This window comes from Brevundimonas sp. (assembly GCF_046293315.1).
Lineage (GTDB): Bacteria > Pseudomonadota > Alphaproteobacteria > Caulobacterales > Caulobacteraceae > Brevundimonas.
In genome coordinates this window covers 68,737-88,178 of record NZ_JBKBPF010000008.1, presented here as the reverse complement: position 1 = coordinate 88,178, position 19,442 = coordinate 68,737, and the positions used below count along the sequence as shown (strand labels likewise).

Sequence of the window (19,442 nt, the reverse complement as noted above, 5' to 3'; positions counted from 1 at the left end):
GGCCGCCTCCGACTTTGATCCTGATCAAAGTGTGCAAGAGCCGCAGTCCCTAGAGCCATCCGATGAGCTTCCGGGACGACATCTGATCATGACCATGACCGTAGAGCGCGACATCGCGCCCGCCGCCTGGCTGAAGGCCACGGCGCGACCCTGGAAGCGAAAGGTGGCGGCCACGACGCTGCTGACTGTCGCCGACGTGGCGCCGGCCATCGGCTTCGCGGGCGGTCTGGCCATGACCGTCGCCCGCTTCGCTGATGGCTTATCCGCGGCGGCGCCCTGGCTCGCCCTGGCGGTGGTCAGCCTGATCATGCGCGGGCTGGTCAGCCAGGCCATGCTGGCCATGGGCGCGACGGTGGCCCGGGACGTGAAGGCCGATGTGCGCGCCCGTCTACTGGCCGATCTCTTCAGGCGGGGCCGTCGTTCGGCCGATCGTCTGGCCGCGCCGGTCGAGGGCGTGGCGGCGCTGGACGGCTACTACGCCCGCTTTCTGCCGCTGCGCATCGCCGCCGGGGTTTCGCCACTGATCATCATCGCCACGGCCGCCCTGGCCAGCCCGGTCACGGCGGGCCTGCTGGTCTTCACCCTGTTTCCCTTCGTCGTCGGCATGGCCCTGGCCGGATCCGCTGCCGCCTCTGAAAGCCGCCGCCAATTCTCGGCGCTGGAGCGGCTGTCCGGACTGTTCATCGACCGCATCCGCGCCCTGCCAGCCGTCCTGGCGTTCGGCGCCGAGGCGCGCGTCAGCCAGGAGATCGCAGACGCCTCCCGCGAGCTCGAGACTCGCTCGGCCCGGGTGATGCGGGTGGCCTTCCTGTCCTCGGCGGTGCTGGAGTTCTTCTCCGCACTGTCGGTGGCGCTGGTGGCCGTCTATTGCGGCTTCAACCTGCTGGGCCTGCTGCCGTTTCCCGTGCCCGAAGCCCTGACCCTGGCGCAGGCGTTCTTCGTCCTCGCCCTGGCCCCGGAGGTCTATCATCCGCTGCGCCGGCTCGCCGCAGCTTACCATGACCGTCAGGCCGCCGAGGCCGCGGTCCCTTCGCTGGTGGTCGAGGCGGCTGTGCCGGAGCGTCAGGTCGAGCTGCCGATGACCGCGCCCGCTGTCCGTTTCAACGCGGTGCGGATCGCCTATGGTCCCGGCGCGCCGGTGATCGACCGCTTCACCCTGGATGTGCGGCCCGGCCAGATCGTGGCCCTGACCGGCGCCAGCGGGGTGGGCAAGTCCAGCCTTCTGCACCTGCTGCTCGGCCTCGCGCCGCTGTCCGGCGGCCAGGTGGAGGTCGGCGGCGCCCCCCTCGGCGAGGCGGGCCATTTCGCCGGCCAGATCGCCTGGGCGGGCCAGAACCCCGTCATCATTCCCGGAACTTTGGCGGACAACATCCGGGTCGCCGACCAGACCGCCTCGCTGGAACAGGTGTCCGAAGCCGCCCGCGCGGCGGGGCTGGAGCTATCGCTGGATCGTATCCTGGATGAACGGGGCGGCGGTCTGTCCGGCGGCGAACGCCGCAGGCTCGGCATGGCCCGCGCCATGCTCAAGCGCGCGCCCCTCATGCTGCTGGATGAACCCACGGCCAACCTCGATTCTGCGAGCGAGACCGCGATGCTGGATGTGATCCGCAAGGCCGCCAGGGGCCGCACCACCGTGATCGCCACCCACTCCACCGCCGTGGCGGCCATGGCCGACCGCGTGGTGCGGCTGTGAGCCGGGCCATCGAGGGCGCGCGCATCCGCGCCATGAGCGGCGGGCAGCGCCGGCTTGAGCGCGGCCGGCTCAGGCTGGCGGCCGCCGGCGGCGCCGGCGTTTCTGTGGCGGCGGTCTGTCTGCTGGGTCTGTCCGGCTGGTTCATCACCGGCGCGGCTTTGGCGGGCGTGGCCGGCCTGCTGGCCGCCCAGACCTTCAACTATCTGATGCCCAGCGCGATCATCCGCCTGCTGGCCATCATCCGCACCGGCGCGCGCTATGTGGAACGCGTGGCCGGGCATGAAGCCGCCCTGCGGGCGCTGTCCCGTCTGCGGCCCCAGCTGTTCAGCGCGCTGGCCGCCGCCCCGCCGGAACGGGCGCTCGGCCTGTCCTCCGGCGAGGCGTCCGCGCGCCTGATCCAGGACGTGGATGCGATCCAGACCCTGTTCGTGCGTCTCTCGACGCCGTGGGCGCTTGGCGCCGGGGCCATGTCCGCGATCATCCTGACCAGTATGGCGACACTCACAGCCGGGCTGCTGCTGGCCCTGACCCTGGGCGTTGGCGCGCTGGGGTCGGTAATTCTGGCGCGGCGGCTGGCGGATCCGGCCGGGCGCGAGCTGCAGGTCGCCGTCGGCGCGCTCAAGGACCACATCGGTGCGCTGGAGGCCGCCGCGCCCGAGATGAAGGCCTACGGGCTGCAGGACTGGGCCGCTGACAGCATCGCCTCGATCGCCGCCCGGCACGACGCGATCCAGACCCGCCTGACCCTGGCGGCGGGGTGGATCGCGCTGTGGCAGTCTGGTGTGACCGCTCTGGCGGTGGTGCTGGTGGCGCCCGCCACCGTCGGCGCCTCCCTGCCCATGACCGCCCTGGCGGTGCTGGCGGCGGTTATGGGCGTGGAGGCCGCCTCCGGGCTCGCCGGAGCGCTCCATCAGAACGGCGCCGCCACCAAGGCCATGACCCGTCTTGAAGACCTGACAACCGAGCCGTCCGCTGACCTGCGCGCCGCGGCCACCTCCCACGGCCTGAGATTGGCGGCCCGCAACATCGACCTGTCGCCGGGCACGCGGCTGGCCTTCACCGGCCCCTCGGGCGCGGGCAAGACCAGCCTGATCGAGCGGCTGGCCGGTCTGCGTCCCGCCCGGCCCGGCGAGTGGCTCGTCGGCGAAACCGACGCCGCGCAGATTCGTCCGGAGGGGCGCCGCGCGCTGTTCGCCTACGCCGCCCAGGACGTGCGTCTGATCGACGGCACGGTGCGCCAGAACCTGCTGCTGGCCGGCCCGGCCGATGACGCCGCCCTGTGGCGCGCTCTGGAGGACGCGGCGTTGACGGATCGTATCCAGACCGACCCGCGCGGCCTCGATGCTCCTGTCGGGGCGGGCGGCGAATTCCTTTCCGGCGGCGAACGCCGCAGGCTCGGGCTGGCCCGAGCCTATCTCCGGGACACGCCGTGGCTGCTGCTGGACGAGCCCACGGAAGGTCTCGACGCCGCCACCCAGGCCCGCGTGCTGGACGCGCTGGAGCACAGGCTGGTCCGCACGGGGCAGGGCCTCCTCCTCGTCAGTCACCATCCCGCGCCGGTCCGCCTTTGTCCTTTGACCGTCGACGTCGGCGCGCAACGCCGCCCGTGCCCTGCGACTGACGCGCGATCCCTGCTGCCGGCCGAGACGCAGCGGTTTTGAGGCTTGCAGTCGGCCTCGGTCACAGGTTATAGACCGCGCCTTCCCGCCCGGGGGCTCGCCCTCAGGCTTACGGCGGACGCGTAGCTCAGCGGGAGAGCACCTCGTTGACATCGAGGGGGTCACAGGTTCAATCCCTGTCGCGTCCACCATTTTCCCCATGACATCGTCATTGCCGATGAACCGTCCTCAAGCGGTCCGGGGATTTGCGGGACGATTGCGCCGCCGCTGAACCATGATGGCCGGTCGAGCGTTTCCCCGCCTATGGCTGAAGAAAATCCGATCACCCGGCGATCCTTGGTCATCGCCGCAATCGTCGGGCTGGCTCTCTTTGTCGGCCTCTTCTCCGGGTATCAGTTGGGAGCCGACGCCGCGCGTCGCGACAACGCGGCCGGGGCGACTTCGTCTTCCGCAACGCCATGACGCCTGGCCGAGCTGCAACATTCGCGGACAGTTGCTTCCGCGACGCCGCCTCAGGGCCTTAGCGACGCCTGCGGAAACGCGGGCAGACTCCAACCCCAACGCAGGGCCCCGGCGCGCAGGGCGAAGCCGAGCGTTGTGGCGATGGCGGCGGCGGGCCAGTTCCCGACCTCCAGCGCCTTGAGCGCCACATAGGCGGTAGCTGCGGCGATGGCGGCCGAGACCACGATCTCGCGACGCAACAGCACCGAAGGTTGCCCTGCCAGAAGGTCGCGCACCACCCCGCCGAAACAGGCGGTGAGAGCGCCCATGACGATGCAGATCAGGGGCGTGGCGCCCCACGCCTCGGCCTTGGCGGCGCCGATCACGCCATAGGCCGCCAGCCCGAACGCATCCAGCCAAAGCAACAGGCGGAACCGCCAGGGCCGCGCGCCCAGAAGCCACACCGCCACGCTGGCGGCGATGCACATGGCGATGTAGCGCCAGTCCACCACCCAGAAGACCGGCGCTCCGATCAGCAGGTCGCGGAGGGTCCCGCCGCCCACTCCGGTGACGGCGGCGAAGAAGGTCATGGTCACCAGATCATGCCGGTCGCGCGCGGCCGCCAGCGCGCCGGTGGCGGCGAACACGGCCACGCCGATCAGGTCCAGCGCCGCCAGGGGCGCGATCTCGGCGATGGGCAGGTCGGGCGGGGTCAGGCCCAGGATCGAGCGGGTCATCAGGAGGTCTCATCCAGCACGATCTCGCCGCGCTTGACCCCGCCGTACCACGCCCAGAGCAGATGCGCCGCCACGCCGCGGTGGGGCCGCCAGATTTCGGCGCGCACATAGGCGGCCTTCTCGTTGGGCCGGTCCTCAGCCATGTCGGCCCAGCGCATGGCTTCCTGCAGCGCTACGTCGCCGCCGGGAAACACGTCCAGCCGCCCTTCGCAGAACATCAGATAGGTCTCCGCCGTCCACTTGCCGACGCCCTTGATGGCCGTCAGGGCGGCGATCGCCTCGTCGTCGCCCAGGGTCTGCATGTGCTCCAGATCGATGCGGCCGTCGGCCTGGGCGCGGGCGATCTCCTGACCGTATTTCGCCTTCTGGCCCGACAGGCCGAACGCGCGCAGGGACTCGATGTCCCGGGCCAGCACCGCTTCCGGCGTGATCTCGCCCAGCCCTTCGCCCACGCGCCTCCAGATGGAGGCGGCGGCGGCCACCGACACCTGTTGCTCGACGATCATGCGGAACAGTCCCTCGAATCCGCCGGGCCGCAGACGCCATTCGAACGTTGGCGTCGTCCGGTGCGCCCGCGCCAGCGCCGGGTCGGCGTCGGCCAGGGCGGCGCGCGCGGTGGCGACGGCTTCAGGCTCAGGGGCGCGGATCATGTGCGTCACTATGCCAGTCCTGTCCTCCGGGGGAAGCCGCCGTGTTTGACCGGGTCCGCAAACCGCGAGTCGGCTATGGTCGGCCCATGAGCTTCGTCACCCGCTTCGCCCCATCGCCCACTGGCCTGCTGCACCGGGGCCACGCCTTTTCGGCCCTGACCGCGCATCGCGCCGCGCGAGAAGCGGGCGGGCGGTTCATCCTGCGCATCGAGGACATCGACCAGACCCGGTGCCGACCAGACTACGAGGCCGCACTTCTTGAGGACCTGGCCTGGCTAGGGCTGGACTGGGAGACGCCGGTGCGGCGCCAGTCCGATCATCTGGCCGACTATGCCGCCGTCATCGACGACATGAACGCGCGCGGGCTGCTGTACCGCTGCTTCCGCACCCGGCGCGAGATCATGGAGGGGATTGGGCAGGCCCCCCACGGCCCTGCCGACCCGGTGCGCCCTGGGCCCCACGCGCCGGACCAAGAGGCTCGGTTGCTAGACGAGGGACGGGCATTCGCCTGGCGTCTGTCGCTGGACCGGGCGCGCGAGGCGCTGGGCGAAGGGTGGGACGACCTCGCGTTCGTTGAGGAGGGCGCCGGCCCGGACGGCGAGACTGGCGTCATCCACGCCCGGCCCGAGACGGCGGGCGACGTGGTGCTGGCGCGCAAGGATGCCGGCGTGGCCTATCATCTGGCGGCGACCCACGACGACGCGCTTCAGGGCGTCACCCATGTAATCCGGGGCCATGACCTGTTCGAGGCGGCCCATATCCAGCGCCTGATCCAGGCCCTGATGGGCTGGCCCGCGCCGGTCTATCGCCACCACCGCCTGCTGACCGGACCGGACGGCAAGCGCTACGCCAAGCGCGACCGGTCCCGGACACTGGCCGAGCTGCGCGCCGCCGGGATGACGGTGGAGCAGTTGAGGGGGGAGTTGGGCGTCTAGTTTTTCCTTTTCCCCTTGAGGGAGAAGGTGGCCCGCGAAGCGGGTCGGATGAGGGGTATGGTCCCGCGTCCCGGTGTGCGGATCATTGCTGAACCGCTTCCCCCCTCACCCTGCGCGCGAAGAACGGATGCTGGCGCATCCGTGCGCGCAGCCCTCTCCCAAAAGGGGAGAGGGAATCGCTCTCCTCAATCCTCGGGCGCGGCGCTATGAGCCATCCATGATCTCGCCCCGGCTCTCGGCCCTTCTCCCGCTCATCGTCCTGATCTGCTCGGCCGTGGTGCTCAGTCTGGCCCCGATTCTGGTGCGCCTGACCGAGACGGGGCCGGCGGCGGCGGGGTTATGGCGGTTCATCTTCGCCCTGCCGTTGCTGTTGCTGCTGTCCCACCGGCCGGGCGGCGAGGGGGTGGGGCGGCCCTCGAAATGGATGGCGCTGGCGGGGCTGTTCTTCTTTCTGGACCTGTCGTTCTGGCACTACGGGATCGTGATGACGTCTGTGGCCAACGCCACGGTGTTGTGCAATCTCACCCCCGTCGTCGTCACCCTGTTCGCCTGGCTCGTCCTGAAGCAGCGGCCCCGCGCGGTCTTCGTGCTGGCCCTCGTCTTCGCCATGACCGGCGCCTTCGCCATGGCGGCGGGTGCCGACGGCGGGCAGGGAACCGATCCCCTGCTGGGCGACCTGCTCTCCCTGTCGGTGGCGCTCTGGTACGCGGGCTATTTCCTGGCGGTGAAGGCGGCCCGGTCCACTGCGGGGGCGGTGCGGGTCATGCTGTGGAGCACCGCCATCCCCATTCCCCTGATGCTAGCCGCCTGTCTGGTGCTGGGCGAGTCCATCATTCCCGCCACCCTCGCCGGATGGGCCGCCTGCGTGGGCCTGGGCGTCATGCATGTGGCGGGGCAGGGCGGGGTCGCCTGGGCCCTGGGCCGGGTCTCGGCGGGCATGACCGCCGTGGTCATCCTGATCCAGCCGGTAGTGGCCGCCATCCTGGGATGGCTGATCTTCGGCGAGACCATGACCGCGATCCAGATGGCCGGCGGAGCCCTGGTGCTGTCGGCGGTGCTGTTGGCCCAGTGGTCGGGGCGGGGCCGTCCGCCCGCCGCCCTGGAACGGCAAACGGGCGCGGAACCCTTGGATTCCGCGCCCGTCATGTCTTCAAATCCGGGGCCTTCCGGCCGGAAGGATTAGAGAAGCTTGAGGTTCACCGCGGCGGTCTTGCCGCGCTGCTCCTCCAGTTCGTACTCGATGCGGGCGTTTTCATCGAGACCCTGCAACCCCGCCTTCTGCACGGCGGTGACGTGAACGAACACGTCGTTGCCCCCGTTCTCAGGTTGAATGAAGCCGAAGCCCTTCGTGGGGTTGAACCACTTGACCGTGCCGGTCGCCATGTTGCGCACTCCGTAATGGCGCTTCTTCCAGTCATACGCCCCGACGGAGCGTACGGCGGTCCAATCATTCAGAACCCGCTCGACAGAGACGGACGACCGCAGGCGGAAATCCGCGCGCAGTCTCGGACCACGCCAACTTTCTCACCCGTCTGTCCAAAACGGTCAACCGGGAAACGACTCGGGGATTTCAGCTGCAAAGGCCCCGCGGGGCGCCGTCGAAATGCAGGTGGTCCTCGTGGGCGGCGTTGTACTCCGGCCCCAGCACGGTCGAGAACACCTGGCAGGCGCCCCGGCTGAGCCGGCGCAGGAACACCGACCCCTCGCGCCCGGCCGGACCGTCGCCGTCCCAGTCCGCCGCCAGGCTGACCCGCCGGCCGTCCTCCAGCGTCACCCCCGCGACGTCCAGGGCATTGGCCCTCGCATGCTCGCTGGGCCGGTCGTTGACCTGCTCCGACCCGTAGATGCGGCGGCAGGAATAGGACCCGTAGTTGTCCACCCTCGCGACCTCGGACCCGAAGGTCTCGCGCGCGGCGGGCTGCAGCACCTGCCGGTCCCAGATCACATAGCGCATGGCCAGAGGGCACTGCATGACCAGCCCGCCGGGCGCCAGCGGCGTCACGTCCCCGCCGGTGATGCGCACCGCCCCGCGCACAATACAGAAGCCGCCGTCGTCGCGATCCTCGGCCCGCTCGACCTCAACGCCCGCCTGTCGCAACATCGCCATACAGGCATCGGTGACGGCGGTGACCTCCTCGGCCGCCGATGTGCGGGCCAGTTCGAAGTCCGACACCTTGGCCGCCGTGGCCCGGCCGATGGGGGCTTCAAGATCCAGCGGCTTCCACGGCAGATCCTGGGGCGGGGCGAAGGCGTTCAGGAGGAAAAACCCCGCCATCACGCCCAGGGCCAACTCCCACAGCAGATTCCAGAAGTCGGCCAGATCGCGATCCATCACCCCTGTCTAGCCCAAGGGCGTGACGAGGCCAAAACGGTTCGCGCACGGCGGGTTCAGCTTTCCGGGCGGATCAGCCGGGCGGCCAGCCCCTGTGTCGCGGCTCCGCCCCGGCCGTGGTCGTTGGAGGCGGCGACTGCGGCCAGACCCCGCGCGGGCGCGATGATCGTCGTGACGTGCCACAGGGTGTTGGAGCCTTCGTGGGCCAGCATCGGTCCGCCGGTCAGGGGGCTGTTCGCCGCCACGGCCCAGCCCAGGGCGTAGTCCGCGCCCTCTGGCGGCGTAGTCAGGCGTGAGATTGTCTCCGGCGTCACGAATCCGCCGCCGTCGGTCAGGAACAGCACCAGGAACCGGCTATAGTCCGCCAGCGTCATATGGGCCGTGCCTGCGGGGCCCAGGAACGGCGGATTGTCCGCCCCGGCCTGATCCGGCGCCACCGGCACGGGCGCGCCCAGATTCATGTGGCCGCGCGGCTGATCGCCAACGGGCGGCCCGAATCCCCCGCTGGTGATCCCCAGAGGCTGGAACAGCCGATCCTGCATGGCCTCTTCCCAGGTGGTCCCGGTCAGTCGCTCGATGGCGGCTCCCGCCAGCACATAGTTCAGATTGCCATAGGCGAAGGCGCCCGGTTCGCCCGTGGGCGGCCGGGTCAGGGCGCGGCGGACCAGGTCGGTGCGTTGCTCGTCCAGCGGACGCGGGTCGCTCATCCCGGCCACGCGGGTCGGCATGTCCAGCACCGCCGCGTCCAGCAGGCCAGCCCGGTGAGCCATCAGGTCCTCGAGCGTGGTCTCCGCCCAGGCCGCATCCACCGCCAGATCCGGGAACAGCGCAGGCAGGGTCGCGCTCCAGCGGGCCGACCCGTCCTCCACCAGCCGTCCGTACAGCATGGCCGTCATGGCCTTGGTGTTGGAGCCCAGGTGCCACAGGTCGTCGCTGGTGACCGCGTCCTCGCCCCCGGCGATCCGCACCCCCGCCGCCCCTCTCCAGATCAGGCCCTCGCGGCCGATGACGGCCCCCGCCAGGGCCGGCGCGCCCGATCGCTCCAGCGCCTGCGCCAGCGCCGCGTCGCGCGGCGAGGGCGTGGCCCGCACAGTCCCGGCGGTTCCGGCTGCCGTCAGGGCGGCGGCGCTCAGCATCAGGCTGCGGCGGTCGAGCATGGCTTGTTCTCCTGGTGTGAGAACAGTCTAGCCCCGTCGCTAACCCTGTCACCTTGTGCGCCGCGCTTGCGCCGCCGGGCCGCCGGCCGCACTGTGGGGGATGACAAAAAAAGATGGTTACAAGGCGACCCTGAAGCGGCTCCAGATCGAGATGGTCCAGACCCAGGCCTGGCTGATGGCCGAGGGCCGCCGGGTGCTGGTGGTGCTGGAGGGGCGCGACACCGCCGGCAAGGACGGCGCCATCCGCCGCATGACCGCCCACATGGCCCCGCGGAACACCCGCGTCGTGGCCCTGCCCAAGCCCACCGAGCGCCAGACCACCCAGTGGTACTTCCAGCGCTACACCCCCCATTTCCCGGCGGCGGGCGAGTTTCTCGTGTTCAACCGCTCCTGGTACAATCGCGGCGGCGTGGAGCCGGTGATGGGCTTCTGTACTCCGGCCCAGCACGCCGCCTTCCTCCAGGATGCGCCCGAGTTCGAGGACATGCTGACCCGCGACGGCATCGCCCTGATCAAGTTGTGGCTGGACATCAGCCGCGAGGAGCAGGCCGACCGGCTCGAGTCGCGCCGCGAGGACCCGCTCAAGAAGTTCAAGGTTTCGGCCCTGGACGGTGTGGCCCAGGCCCGCTGGGACGACTACTCCACTGCGCGGGACCAGATGCTGTGGGCCACCCACACCGGCCATGCCCCCTGGACCATCGTGGGCACCGACCGCAAGGAGGACGCCAGGATCGGCATCATGAGGCACGTCCTGTCCCGGCTGGAACGGCCGGATCGGGAGACCCCGATCGTCCCCGACCCCGACATCGTCTTCCCCTTCCACGAAGCCCAGGGCCGCCTGGCGCCCTGAGGACTCCGCTCCGGATCAGAAGCTCAGGCGCAGGCCGCCCATGGCCATGCGCGGCGCGCCCGGCCGGGCGCCGGCGGGCGAGAAGGCCACGTTATAGACCTCGTCGGTCAGGTTCTGGACGCTGGCGAACAGGGCGACATTGTCCGTCATTTCGAACGATCCGGCCACGTCCATAAGGGTCCGCGCATCGATGCGGTCCTCGGCGGCGATGGCGCCCGATCCGGCCACGGCGCGGGCCTCGCTGACCCGGTTCAGCCGGACGTCGGCGCGCCAGCGGTCGAACCGGACCCCGGCGTTCAGGGTCAGCTGATGCTGCGGCAGGTACGGCGCCTCGTCCCCCGCCTGCACATTGCCCCAGGGCTCGTAGCTGGACGAGAAGCTGGTGCGGAACTCGGTGTCGGTGAAGGTGTAGACCAGCGACACCGGCAGGCCGAAGCTGGCGCCCACGGCCGGGCCCAGATCATAGGCCGCCGTGGCCTCCACGCCGCGCGCCACGAACGCCCCGCCCGAGAACTGGTCGCCGATGACGCAGCCGCCGCCTGTGGAGGCCGTGCAGGCGCCCAGCAGATTGTCGTAGTCGTTGACGTAGGCGATGACCTCAAGGTCCAGACCGCCGGACCGATGCCGCACCCCAGCCTCATAGTTCCACGAGGTCTCCGGATCGACCGACGAGCCCGGGCCGGGATTGGAGAAGCCACGGTGCGCCCCCGCCACCAGCCGCAGGGAAGGGGTCAGGTCATAGGTCACGCCCACGCCCGGAATCCACACGTCGACACTGGACTCGATCACGGACAGGGGCGCGCCGCGCGGCCCGCCCGTCAGGGCGTAGTTGGTGCGGGTCAGGTCGATGGTCTCATAGCGCACGCCGGGGGTCAGGGTCAGGGCCCCCGTCCGGATCACGTCCCGCACGAAGAAGGCCCAGGCCTCGGCCTCGCCGACCCGGTTGTCCTGCGCGCCGTCCACGCCCCGGGTGGTCAGAACCATGGTCCCGTCGTCCATGCGGTAGAGGTCGTCCCGCTGGAACCGGTCCTCGGAGTCCCGGTGATAACGGGCCGAAACCTCCAGCTGGTGGGACAGGGCGCCGGTGTCGAAGCGCGCGGTCAGGACCGTCTGGACGCCCTCTGACTCATAGGCGCGGTTGTTGTTGCGCACCCGCAGGGCCCCATCGGCGCTGGTGAAGCCGTCCGCCCCGACCAGCACAGCCATCTGGTCCGCATAGGCGGCAGGGTCGGCCAGCACCGTTCCTATCCCGACCCAGCCGTTTCCGGCCGAGTTGCGCACGTCGTTCAGCTTGTACCAGGCGCGGGTGGTGTCGGTGCGATAGGCGATGGTGGTCAGGTCCAGGGCGCTGGACAGGGCGATGCGGTGGGTCAGCTGCCAGGTGTCGTGGGCCACGTCCATGCGGTCGACCTGGCTGCCGTTGTAGCGCCGGAACGGATCGTCGCCGAAGTCCGCCAGGGTCAGGCCCAGATAGGTCTCGTGCGAGGTCTCGTCATAGGTCTGGTGCTTCAGCTCCAGCGACTGGGGCAGGGCTGCGCCAGGCCTCGTGCGCACGGCCAGCTTGAACACCAGGTCGTCGATGCCGAAGCCGGTGGGGCCGCCGTTATCCAGCGTCTTGAAGCCGTCGTTCTCCTCGCGCAGGCCCTCGATCAGGCCGCCGATCTCCAGACCCTGGCCCAGCGGCGCCCAGCCACCGGCCCAGCCGTGGGCGCGCAGGGCGCCGTCGGTCCCGCCCAGCAGCTCCAGCTCGCTGGCCCTCGCCTCGGGGATGGGGGTGGAGAACAGGTTGATGGCGCCGCCTGTGGTCAGGGGGCCGTACTTGATGGCGCCGGGACCCTTGGTCACCTCCACGCCCGTCATGCGCGTCAGGCGGGGGAAGTAGTAGGCGGCCGGAGCCGCATAGGGGGCGGGAGCGATCAGCACCCCGTCCTCCATCACCGCCACCCGGCCCGAGCGGTCGGTGCCCGAGCCCCGGATGCCGATATTGGGGCGCAGGCCGAACCCGTCTTCCTCTTGCAGGAACACGCCCGGCACCTGACGCAGCACCTGGTTGACGTCGGCGTGGCCGAACACCTCCAGCGCTGCATTGTCCAGGAAGGTCGCCGATCCGCCCACCGTGCGGGCGTCCTCGGCGGACGCGGTGACGATGACCGCCTCCAGCACCGTGGGATCGCTGTCTGCGGCCCAGGCGGCCGGAGCGGCGAGGGCGGCGGTGAGGGCGAGGATCGAGGCGGTGACGCGTTGGGTCATGAAGGCGGGGGTCCAGGCGCGCGCGCTTGATTGCGACGCATTCTTAAGGTTGGGCGCTCTTAGGCGGGACCCGGGGAATTGGCAATGCGACCCGCTCGCATTCCATATTCTGTGGCGCTGAAGCGACATCGCCCTATCGCCGGGGGCGCAAAGCGGCGCTATGGCTCGGCCATGATCACCTCGCCGCTTCCCGATGCCACGCGCGCCAACTGGGTGGACCGTTTCGCGCCGGAAGGCCTGAAGCCATGGCTGAAGCTGGGCCGGTTCGACCGGCCCATCGGCATCTGGCTGCTGCTGCTGCCCGGCTGGCAGGGCATCGCCCTTGCGCTGGCCCAGAGCTGCACCGCGCCGGACGGCTATGGCTGGTGGCTGGCAGCCGCCTTCGCCGTCGGCGCCTGTCTGATGCGGGCGGCGGGCTGCGCCTTCAACGACGTCGTCGACCGCGACATCGACCGGCAGGTGGCCCGCACCGCCGCCCGGCCCGTCGCCTCGGGCCGCATCAGCGTCAATGGCGCCTGGGCCTTCGTCATCTGCTGCTCCCTGATCAGCCTCCTGATCCTGCTGACCTTCAACCTCACCGCCATCCTGCTGGGCGTGGGGTCGCTGGCGCTGGTGGCGGCCTATCCCTTCATGAAGCGCATCACCTGGTGGCCCCAGGCCTGGCTGGGCCTGACCTTCAACTGGGGCGCTCTGATGGGCTACGCGGCGCTGGGCGGGCAGGTGCCCCCGGCGGTGCTGCTGCTCTATCTGGGCGGTGTGTTCTGGACCCTCGGCTACGACACCCTCTACGCCCTTCAGGACCTTGAGGACGACGCCATGGTCGGCGTGAAGTCCTCCGCCCGGCGGCTGGGCGGGCGGGTGAAGACCGGCGTGGCGGTCTTCTACGGTCTGGCGGTGCTGTGTGCGGCGGGGGCCGGGGTGCTGGCCGGGCTCGGCCCGCTGTTCGCTCTGGGCCTGCTGGCCTATGCCGGTCATCTGGCCCTTCAGGTCATGCGTGTGAAGCCCGACGACGGTGCGCTGGCCCTGCGCCTCTTCAGGTCCAACCGCGAGGCCGGCCTGATCCTGCTGGCTGCGGTCGCGCTGGGCGCGATCCCGTTGTAGGCTTGACCATTCCTTCCCGAGGAGACCCCAAGATGAGCCTGCCTTCCCGCGCCCTGATCGTGACCGCCGCCGTGGCCCTGACGCTGGCCGCCTGTGACCGCCGCGAGCGCGAGACCGCCCCTGAGGCTGCGGCGCCTGCCGATCAGGGCCAGGTCACCCCCGCCGACGGTGCGGCCCCCATGACCTATGAGAGCGAGAACCGCTTCGCCGAGGTCAGCCTGAATCTGCCCGACGCGGTGCGGGCGCAGCCTGACCTTCACGCGCGCCTTTACGCCGAAGGGGTGCGCGAGCTGCGCACCTTCACCGAGGGCGCCCAGGCGGACCGCACCGAATATGAGGGCGACATGGATCTGCCGCCCTACGCCAAGGACATCACGTTCGTGGCGGCGGGGGAAACCGGCAAGCTGATCAGTCTGCAACGCAACAGTTACGAGAACACCGGCGGCGCTCACCCGAATCCGGCCTATGGCGCGGTGATCTGGGACAAGGCCCTGAAGCAGTTCGTCCAGCCGGCCCAGCTGTTCCGGCGCGGCGCGGACCTGTCATCGCTGGACAACGCCCTGTGCGAGGCGATCAACGCTGCACGCCGTGAGCGCAATCCCGACGCCGAGACCATCGGCCTGAACCCGACCCGGAGCGGCTGGTCCTGCCCCCGCGCGGGCTCGACCCCGTTCGTGCTGGCGGCGTCGAGCACGCCGGGCAAGGCGGGCGGTCTGATCTTCCTGATCGGACCGTATCAGGTGGGGCCCTACGCCGAGGGCGGCTACGAGATCGCCGTGCCCCAGTCCGCTTTCCGATCCCTGCTGGCCCCCGCCTACGCCGACGAGTTCGCCGGCCAGCCCCCGCGCACCGGCGACATCACCGATCTGGGGTGAAAGCGCGCCGGGTGTGCACGGTGCAATCAGTGCAATTGGTGCAATTCGCAGTCAGGCGAAGCGGCGGCGGCGTTCGGCGCTCTGCAGGGTGTCGCGCACGAAGTCCGATGGCGTGTCCGCCTCGGCCAGCACCGCTTCCTTGATGGCGCGGGGTTCGCCGAACAGGTGGCCCTGGCCCATGGCGATGTCCAGCTCCAGCACATCGACCACCTGGCGCTCGGTCTCCACCTTCTCGGCGATGACCTCCATGCCGTAGCGGCGCACCAGCCCGGCAAAGTCGGCGGCCTGAATGTCGCGCAGGGACGGCAGGGCTACGCCTGCGTCCTGGTCCAGCAGTTGTTCGATCAGCAGGTCGGCGGCGATCTTGATGAACTTCACGTCCGACCGTTGCAGGTCGGTGAAGTCCAGATCCAGCGTCTGGACCTTGTCGATGGAGAAGCGGAAGCCCAGGTCGGCCAGTTTGGCCATGTTGCGCGCCTCGACCGCGCCGCGGGCGTCGAACACCGCCTGTCCCAGCTCGAAGATCAGGGCGTCCTTCAGGTCGCGGTTCTCGCTGAGGAACTCGAGGAATTTGGGGAAGAAGGTCTCGTCCCCCAGCGAGGTCAGGGAGACGTTGCAGAACACCCCCACTTTCCGATCTTGCGTCGCCAGCCGCCGCACGATCTGGGCGCAGCGGAACAGCAGCAGGTTGTCGATGGCGGGCACCAGCCCCTCGCCCTCGGCCACCGACAGGTATTCGGCGGGCATCAGCACCCGGCCGGTGCCGTCGCGCAGGCGGGTGAAGCTCTCGTAGAAGGTGGTGCGACGCTGGGGCAGGGTGACCACCGGCTGCAGGTACAGGTCGACGCGGTTGTCGGCCAGGGCGTCCTGGACGGTGCGCAGCAGGGCGTTGGACTGCTGGTAGATGCGGGCTTCTAGGCTCCCGGGCGGGTAGGTCGGCGTGGCGGCCAGCTTGGCCTCGAGGCCTTCGCTGATCTGGGTGACCAGGCTCTCCAGCATGCGGACTTCGGTGGTCAGCTCCTCGGTGCGCGACAGGGCGCCGGTCTCGATGGCCTGGGCCAGTTCGCTGAGGGCGTTCTGGGTGTTCTCCATGGCGTCGGCCAGCAGACGGTGAGCCTGACGCACGGCCTCGACCTCGCGGCGGATGGCGCGGCGGTCCAGCGAACCGGTCACCAGGGCGTGCAGGGCCATGCCGACGCCCAGCGCCCCGAAGAACGCCGCCCCGGCATTGCCCAGCCCGAAGCCCGCGCGCCAGATGAGCGCCGAGACCGTCAGGGCCAGGAACAGGTAGGATGCAAAAAGCAGCCCGGATGTGATCTTGCGCATGGGAATGGATCGCCGCCTTCCCGGATGGAATCGCCCGAGTATCGGGGTATCAGGGGTCCGCGGCTAGTGCCGTATAGGGGAACAAGAAGGTTAACGCATGAAACTGTTCGATTTGTCGGGGAAAACCGCCGTCATCACCGGTTCGTCCAAGGGCATCGGCAAGGCCATCGCCGAGCAGATGGCCGACCACGGCGCGAATGTGGTGATCTCGTCTCGCAAGGCCGGGCCTTGCGATGAGGTCGCCCAGACGATCAACGCGAAGCACGGCGACAGCCGCGCCATCGCCGTTCCGGCCAACATCGCGTCGAAGGAGGACCTGCAGCGTCTGGTGGACGAGACCAACGCCGCCTTCGGCCAGATCGACATTCTGGTGTGCAATGCCGCCACCAATCCCTACGCCGGGCCCATGGCCGGGATCACCGACGAGCAGTTCGGGAAGATCCTCCAGAATAACGTCATCTCCAACCACTGGCTGATCCAGATGGTCGCGCCCCAGATGCTCGAGCGGAAGGACGGCTCGATCATCCTGCTGTCGTCCATCGGCGGCCTGCGCGGCAACGCCCTGATCGGCGCCTACAACGTCTCCAAGGCCGCCGACATGCAGATGGCGCGCAATCTGGCGGTGGAGTGGGGGCCGTCCAACGTGCGGGTCAACTGCATCGCCCCGGGCCTGGTCCAGACCGATTTCGCCAAATACCTGTGGGAGAACCCGGACCTGCTGAAGACCGTCACCGAGCCCGCGCCCCTGCGCCGCATCGGCCAGCCCGACGAGATCGCCGGCGCGGCGGTCTATCTGGCGGCGCCGGCCTCCGCCTACATGACCGGTCAGACCCTGGTGATCGACGGCGGGGTCACCATTGCCTGGTAGGCGCGCGGTTCACGGCCGGGACGACAATCCGTCGCCCGGAAAGCGCCTGGGCTGGCTGGCCCAGGCGGCGGCCTTCGCCGCCTATTCCGGCCTGATGCGGGCCTTGCCACTGGAGACGGCGTCCAATTTCGGCGCCTGGCTGGTGGCGCGGATCGGCCCCATGACAAGCACCGAGAAGACGGTTCAGCGAAACCTGCGTCTGGCCTTTCCGGATATGGACGAGGCCGCGCGCCGCGCCCTTTCCCGCGCCCAGTGGGAAAGCACCGGCCGCACCTTCGCCGAGTTTCCGCTCATGGACCGCATCACCCCGGCGACCGGGCGGGTGGAGGTGGTGGGAGCCGAGCGCCTGCACGCCATCCGCGACAGAGGTCGGGCGGCGGTGCTGGTGTCGGGCCATTTCTCGAACTGGGAGGCCATGGCCGCGGCCATCGTCTCCACCGGGCTGAAGACCCAGATCACCTACCGCGCGGGCAACAATCCCTATGTGGACCGCATGATCATCGACGGCCGCGCCCGCTATGGCGTGGAGTTGATGGCGGCCAAGGGCGGGGACGGCGCCCGCGAACTGCTGGACGGCATGAAGCGCGGGGAGTCTGTGGCCCTGCTGAACGACCAGAAGTTCCGCGAGGGGCCCGAGGTGGTCTTCTTCGGCCATCCCGTGAACACCGCCACCGGCCCCAGCCGCCTGGCCCAGCGGTTTGACGCGCCGATCATTCCGGTGACGGTGGAGCGGTCAGGTCCGGCCCGCCTCAAGGTGACCTTCCATCCCGAAATGCGGGTGCGGCCCGCCACATCGCCGGCCGACAAGGCTCGCGCCGTGGAAGAGGCGACCCAGGCCATCACCCGCTTCATTGAGGACCAGGTGCGCGCCCGGCCCGACGAATGGTTCTGGACCCACAAGCGCTGGCCAGAGGATGTCTATGCGACGTTGGACGCCGAACCCGCGTCGGTGGAGCGGCGGAACGGCCCGGCGTAGCCGACGGGCGTCTTCCTGCGGCGGCAGGGACCGAAATAGTCATCGGCCTTCACAAACGGGCGGGGATGGAAGATCACCGCGTGAATCCGGTCCAGCATAGCCTTGGGCGTGACCGGCTTGACCACGAACTCGGTGACACCGGCATCCCGCGCCTCCTGCACCTTTGACCGCTCGGAATGGCCCGTCATCATGATGATGGGCAGATAGGGATTGGCGCTGTCGGGGCTGTTGCGCACCATGCGGGTGAACGCCACGCCATCCAGCGGGAACATGTTGAAGTCGACGATGGCGAGGTCGACGGGCAGGTGCTTCATCGCCTTCAACGCCTCGGCTCCGTCGTCCACCTCATGGATGCGCCGGATACCCGCCGATTTCAGAATGGCGCTGGCGATGGCGCGCATATGCTGGTTGTCGTCCACCAGCAAGACCTCGAGCGCTTCCATGGCCGCCATCGCGCCGTTCCCTCTCCAAAACGGCCCCCGCCGATTCGGCGCACGTTAGGGACAAAGATCGGGCGTGCAAGCCCCCAGACAGGGGCTGCTGATCATGTAATCGGTATCGTGGCGCCGCGTGGCCTCGATCAGTCCAGCGGGGGCGCCGCAGCGTCCACCAGCAGGCTGGGGTCCAGATTGCGGTCGCGCCATTTCAGGCGCCAGCACAGGTGCGGACCCGTGGCCCGGCCGCTGGCGCCGACCCGCCCGATGGGCTGGCCCTGAACCACCTGTTCACCCGGACGCACATCCAGCCGCGACTGGTGCAGATAGGCCGAGATCAGCCCCTGCCCATGGTCGATCAGGGTCAGGCCGCCCTCGAAATGCAGGTCCGGCTCCGCCAGGGTGACAAGGCCGTCGGCGGGCGCGCGGATCACGGTTCCGGTCGGCGCGCCCAGATCGATGCCGTAGTGGGGCCGTGCAGGGGTGCCGTTCAGGACGCGCTGGGCGCCCCAGCGGCTTGTGACCCGCCAGATCTCCAGCGGGCGGATGAAACCGCCGTTGAAGTGATCGGAATCGGCGCGGCTGGCGAACCCCTCGGTCTTGAGCGCCGCCTCCCGCTGGATTCGGGCAAGAATCTCCGGCGCAGTGGGAGTCACCGTCTGCGGCGGCAGGCCGTCGACGCGGGTGATCGCGAAGTCGCCCGGCGCGATGGGCAGGTTGCGTCCTTCTCGATGGACGCCCGACAGCACCTCGATTCGGGTCGAAGCGGCGGCGTCCCGGTCGAAGCCGACGACGAACAGCCCCGCCGCCGAGGCGGTGGTCAGGGCCTCGCCGTCTACGAAGACGATGGCGCGGGGCCAGGTGCGGCCCATGGCGAAGCCGCCCTGGACGAACCGCCCATTCAGCACCAGGCCCTCGTTCGACCAGGCGGGTCCGGCCAGACCGAGGGCGCCGACGCCCATCAGGAAGGATCGGCGGGCGGCGATCATGCCGTCGCAGCCCGTTCCATCAGCTCGCCCGGCCCCACATAGGGCTCCTGCAGATCGATGCTCCAGTAGCGCAGGGCGTCCAGCGGGATCTGGCGGCCAGTCACGGCGCAAACGACGAAGCGCCCGGGCTTGAGCACCACATAGTCGCCGTCGCCGTAGTGAAGCTGGGCCAGGCCGTCGAGATTGGGGTCATGGGCGTTCATGGTCCT

Annotated in this window: 20 protein-coding genes and 1 tRNA gene; 10 read left to right on the top strand and 11 right to left on the bottom strand. The window is 69.8% G+C overall.

The features are described 5' to 3' along the window. Positions 1-88 precede the first annotated feature (88 nt). The 3 genes from cydD (at position 89) to ACK4SE_RS09125 (ending at position 3,503) form a co-directional block, all read left to right on the top strand. On the top strand, positions 89-1,693 hold the full coding sequence (gene cydD, locus ACK4SE_RS09135) for a thiol reductant ABC exporter subunit CydD (protein ID WP_409691479.1): 1,605 nt from the start codon (positions 89-91) through the stop codon (positions 1,691-1,693). Beyond that, positions 1,690-3,354 carry an amino acid ABC transporter ATP-binding/permease protein gene (locus ACK4SE_RS09130; RefSeq protein WP_409691476.1) on the top strand — a complete coding sequence of 555 codons (1,665 nt, stop codon included), beginning with the start codon at positions 1,690-1,692 and terminating at the stop codon, positions 3,352-3,354. The genes cydD and ACK4SE_RS09130 overlap by 4 nt, the downstream gene beginning before the upstream one ends. 74 nt (positions 3,355-3,428) lie before the next feature. Beyond that, positions 3,429-3,503, top strand: a tRNA-Val gene (locus ACK4SE_RS09125). Here the strand turns inward: ACK4SE_RS09125 and ACK4SE_RS09120 are convergent. The 3 genes from ACK4SE_RS09120 to ACK4SE_RS09110 all read right to left on the bottom strand — a co-directional run bounded on the left by ACK4SE_RS09120 (position 3,474) and on the right by ACK4SE_RS09110 (position 5,140). After that, positions 3,474-3,656 (bottom strand): hypothetical protein, encoded by a 183-nt coding sequence (locus ACK4SE_RS09120; RefSeq protein ID WP_409691473.1) that lies wholly within the window; start codon positions 3,654-3,656, stop codon positions 3,474-3,476. The two genes, ACK4SE_RS09125 and ACK4SE_RS09120, sit on opposite strands and share 30 nt — an antisense overlap. Positions 3,657-3,824: 168 nt before the next feature. Then, positions 3,825-4,490, bottom strand: a complete 666-nt coding sequence (locus ACK4SE_RS09115; protein ID WP_409691470.1) for a trimeric intracellular cation channel family protein — start codon at positions 4,488-4,490, stop codon at positions 3,825-3,827. Further along, a complete protein-coding gene (locus tag ACK4SE_RS09110) occupies positions 4,490-5,140 on the bottom strand; it encodes a DNA-3-methyladenine glycosylase family protein (RefSeq protein ID WP_409691466.1) in 651 nt (216 codons plus the stop codon). Before ACK4SE_RS09110 ends, ACK4SE_RS09115 begins: the two co-directional genes overlap by 1 nt. A gap of 86 nt (positions 5,141-5,226) precedes the next feature. On the opposite strand from ACK4SE_RS09110, the gene gluQRS reads away from it, so the two are divergent. Then, complete coding sequence (gene gluQRS, locus ACK4SE_RS09105; protein ID WP_409691692.1) at positions 5,227-6,075, top strand: tRNA glutamyl-Q(34) synthetase GluQRS; 849 nt, start codon at positions 5,227-5,229, stop codon at positions 6,073-6,075. A gap of 217 nt (positions 6,076-6,292) precedes the next feature. Continuing rightward, positions 6,293-7,258 (top strand): DMT family transporter, encoded by a 966-nt coding sequence (locus tag ACK4SE_RS09100; protein WP_409691463.1) that lies wholly within the window; start codon positions 6,293-6,295, stop codon positions 7,256-7,258. Here the strand turns inward: ACK4SE_RS09100 and ACK4SE_RS09095 are convergent. From ACK4SE_RS09095 to ACK4SE_RS09085, 3 genes are all read right to left on the bottom strand, one after another. Further along, the gene (locus ACK4SE_RS09095) at positions 7,255-7,458 is read right to left on the bottom strand and encodes a cold-shock protein (protein ID WP_021697934.1); all 204 of its coding nucleotides are present in this window, start codon (positions 7,456-7,458) and stop codon (positions 7,255-7,257) included. The two genes, ACK4SE_RS09100 and ACK4SE_RS09095, sit on opposite strands and share 4 nt — an antisense overlap. A 187-nt stretch (positions 7,459-7,645) precedes the next feature. Then, positions 7,646-8,407 (bottom strand): extensin family protein, encoded by a 762-nt coding sequence (locus tag ACK4SE_RS09090; RefSeq protein ID WP_409691459.1) that lies wholly within the window; start codon positions 8,405-8,407, stop codon positions 7,646-7,648. 56 nt (positions 8,408-8,463) lie between these two features. Then, complete coding sequence (locus ACK4SE_RS09085) at positions 8,464-9,564, bottom strand: serine hydrolase domain-containing protein (RefSeq protein WP_409691456.1); 1,101 nt, start codon at positions 9,562-9,564, stop codon at positions 8,464-8,466. 100 nt (positions 9,565-9,664) lie between these two features. On the opposite strand from ACK4SE_RS09085, the gene ppk2 reads away from it, so the two are divergent. After that, complete coding sequence (ppk2, locus tag ACK4SE_RS09080) at positions 9,665-10,414, top strand: polyphosphate kinase 2 (RefSeq protein WP_409691453.1); 750 nt, start codon at positions 9,665-9,667, stop codon at positions 10,412-10,414. 15 nt (positions 10,415-10,429) lie between these two features. Here ppk2 and ACK4SE_RS09075 read toward each other — a convergent pair whose 3' ends face one another. Then, the gene (locus tag ACK4SE_RS09075; protein ID WP_409691451.1) at positions 10,430-12,664 is read right to left on the bottom strand and encodes a TonB-dependent receptor family protein; all 2,235 of its coding nucleotides are present in this window, start codon (positions 12,662-12,664) and stop codon (positions 10,430-10,432) included. Positions 12,665-12,835: 171 nt separating this feature from the next. Here ACK4SE_RS09075 and ubiA point away from each other — a divergent pair, with 171 nt between their 5' ends. Both ubiA and ACK4SE_RS09065 read left to right on the top strand, forming a co-directional pair. Next, positions 12,836-13,765, top strand: a complete 930-nt coding sequence (gene ubiA, locus ACK4SE_RS09070; RefSeq protein WP_409691448.1) for a 4-hydroxybenzoate octaprenyltransferase — start codon at positions 12,836-12,838, stop codon at positions 13,763-13,765. 32 nt (positions 13,766-13,797) lie between these two features. Then, entirely contained in the window at positions 13,798-14,640 is an 843-nt protein-coding gene (locus ACK4SE_RS09065; protein WP_409691445.1) for a PdaC/SigV domain-containing protein, read from the top strand. A gap of 51 nt (positions 14,641-14,691) precedes the next feature. Here ACK4SE_RS09065 and ACK4SE_RS09060 read toward each other — a convergent pair whose 3' ends face one another. Beyond that, on the bottom strand, positions 14,692-15,966 hold the full coding sequence (locus ACK4SE_RS09060) for an EAL domain-containing protein (RefSeq protein WP_409691443.1): 1,275 nt from the start codon (positions 15,964-15,966) through the stop codon (positions 14,692-14,694). 97 nt (positions 15,967-16,063) lie between these two features. Between ACK4SE_RS09060 and ACK4SE_RS09055 the strand changes: the two genes are divergently transcribed. Beyond that, a complete protein-coding gene (locus tag ACK4SE_RS09055; RefSeq protein ID WP_409691441.1) occupies positions 16,064-16,834 on the top strand; it encodes an SDR family NAD(P)-dependent oxidoreductase in 771 nt (256 codons plus the stop codon). Continuing rightward, complete coding sequence (locus tag ACK4SE_RS09050) at positions 16,824-17,810, top strand: lysophospholipid acyltransferase family protein (protein WP_409691438.1); 987 nt, start codon at positions 16,824-16,826, stop codon at positions 17,808-17,810. The genes ACK4SE_RS09055 and ACK4SE_RS09050 overlap by 11 nt, the downstream gene beginning before the upstream one ends. Here the strand turns inward: ACK4SE_RS09050 and ACK4SE_RS09045 are convergent. The 3 genes from ACK4SE_RS09045 to ACK4SE_RS09035 form a co-directional block, all read right to left on the bottom strand. After that, positions 17,753-18,262 (bottom strand): response regulator, encoded by a 510-nt coding sequence (locus ACK4SE_RS09045; protein WP_409691435.1) that lies wholly within the window; start codon positions 18,260-18,262, stop codon positions 17,753-17,755. The two genes, ACK4SE_RS09050 and ACK4SE_RS09045, sit on opposite strands and share 58 nt — an antisense overlap. 128 nt (positions 18,263-18,390) lie before the next feature. After that, a complete protein-coding gene (locus ACK4SE_RS09040) occupies positions 18,391-19,233 on the bottom strand; it encodes a M23 family metallopeptidase (RefSeq protein ID WP_409691432.1) in 843 nt (280 codons plus the stop codon). Beyond that, complete coding sequence (locus tag ACK4SE_RS09035) at positions 19,230-19,436, bottom strand: DUF2093 domain-containing protein (protein ID WP_409691430.1); 207 nt, start codon at positions 19,434-19,436, stop codon at positions 19,230-19,232. Before ACK4SE_RS09035 ends, ACK4SE_RS09040 begins: the two co-directional genes overlap by 4 nt. Positions 19,437-19,442: the final 6 nt, after the last annotated feature.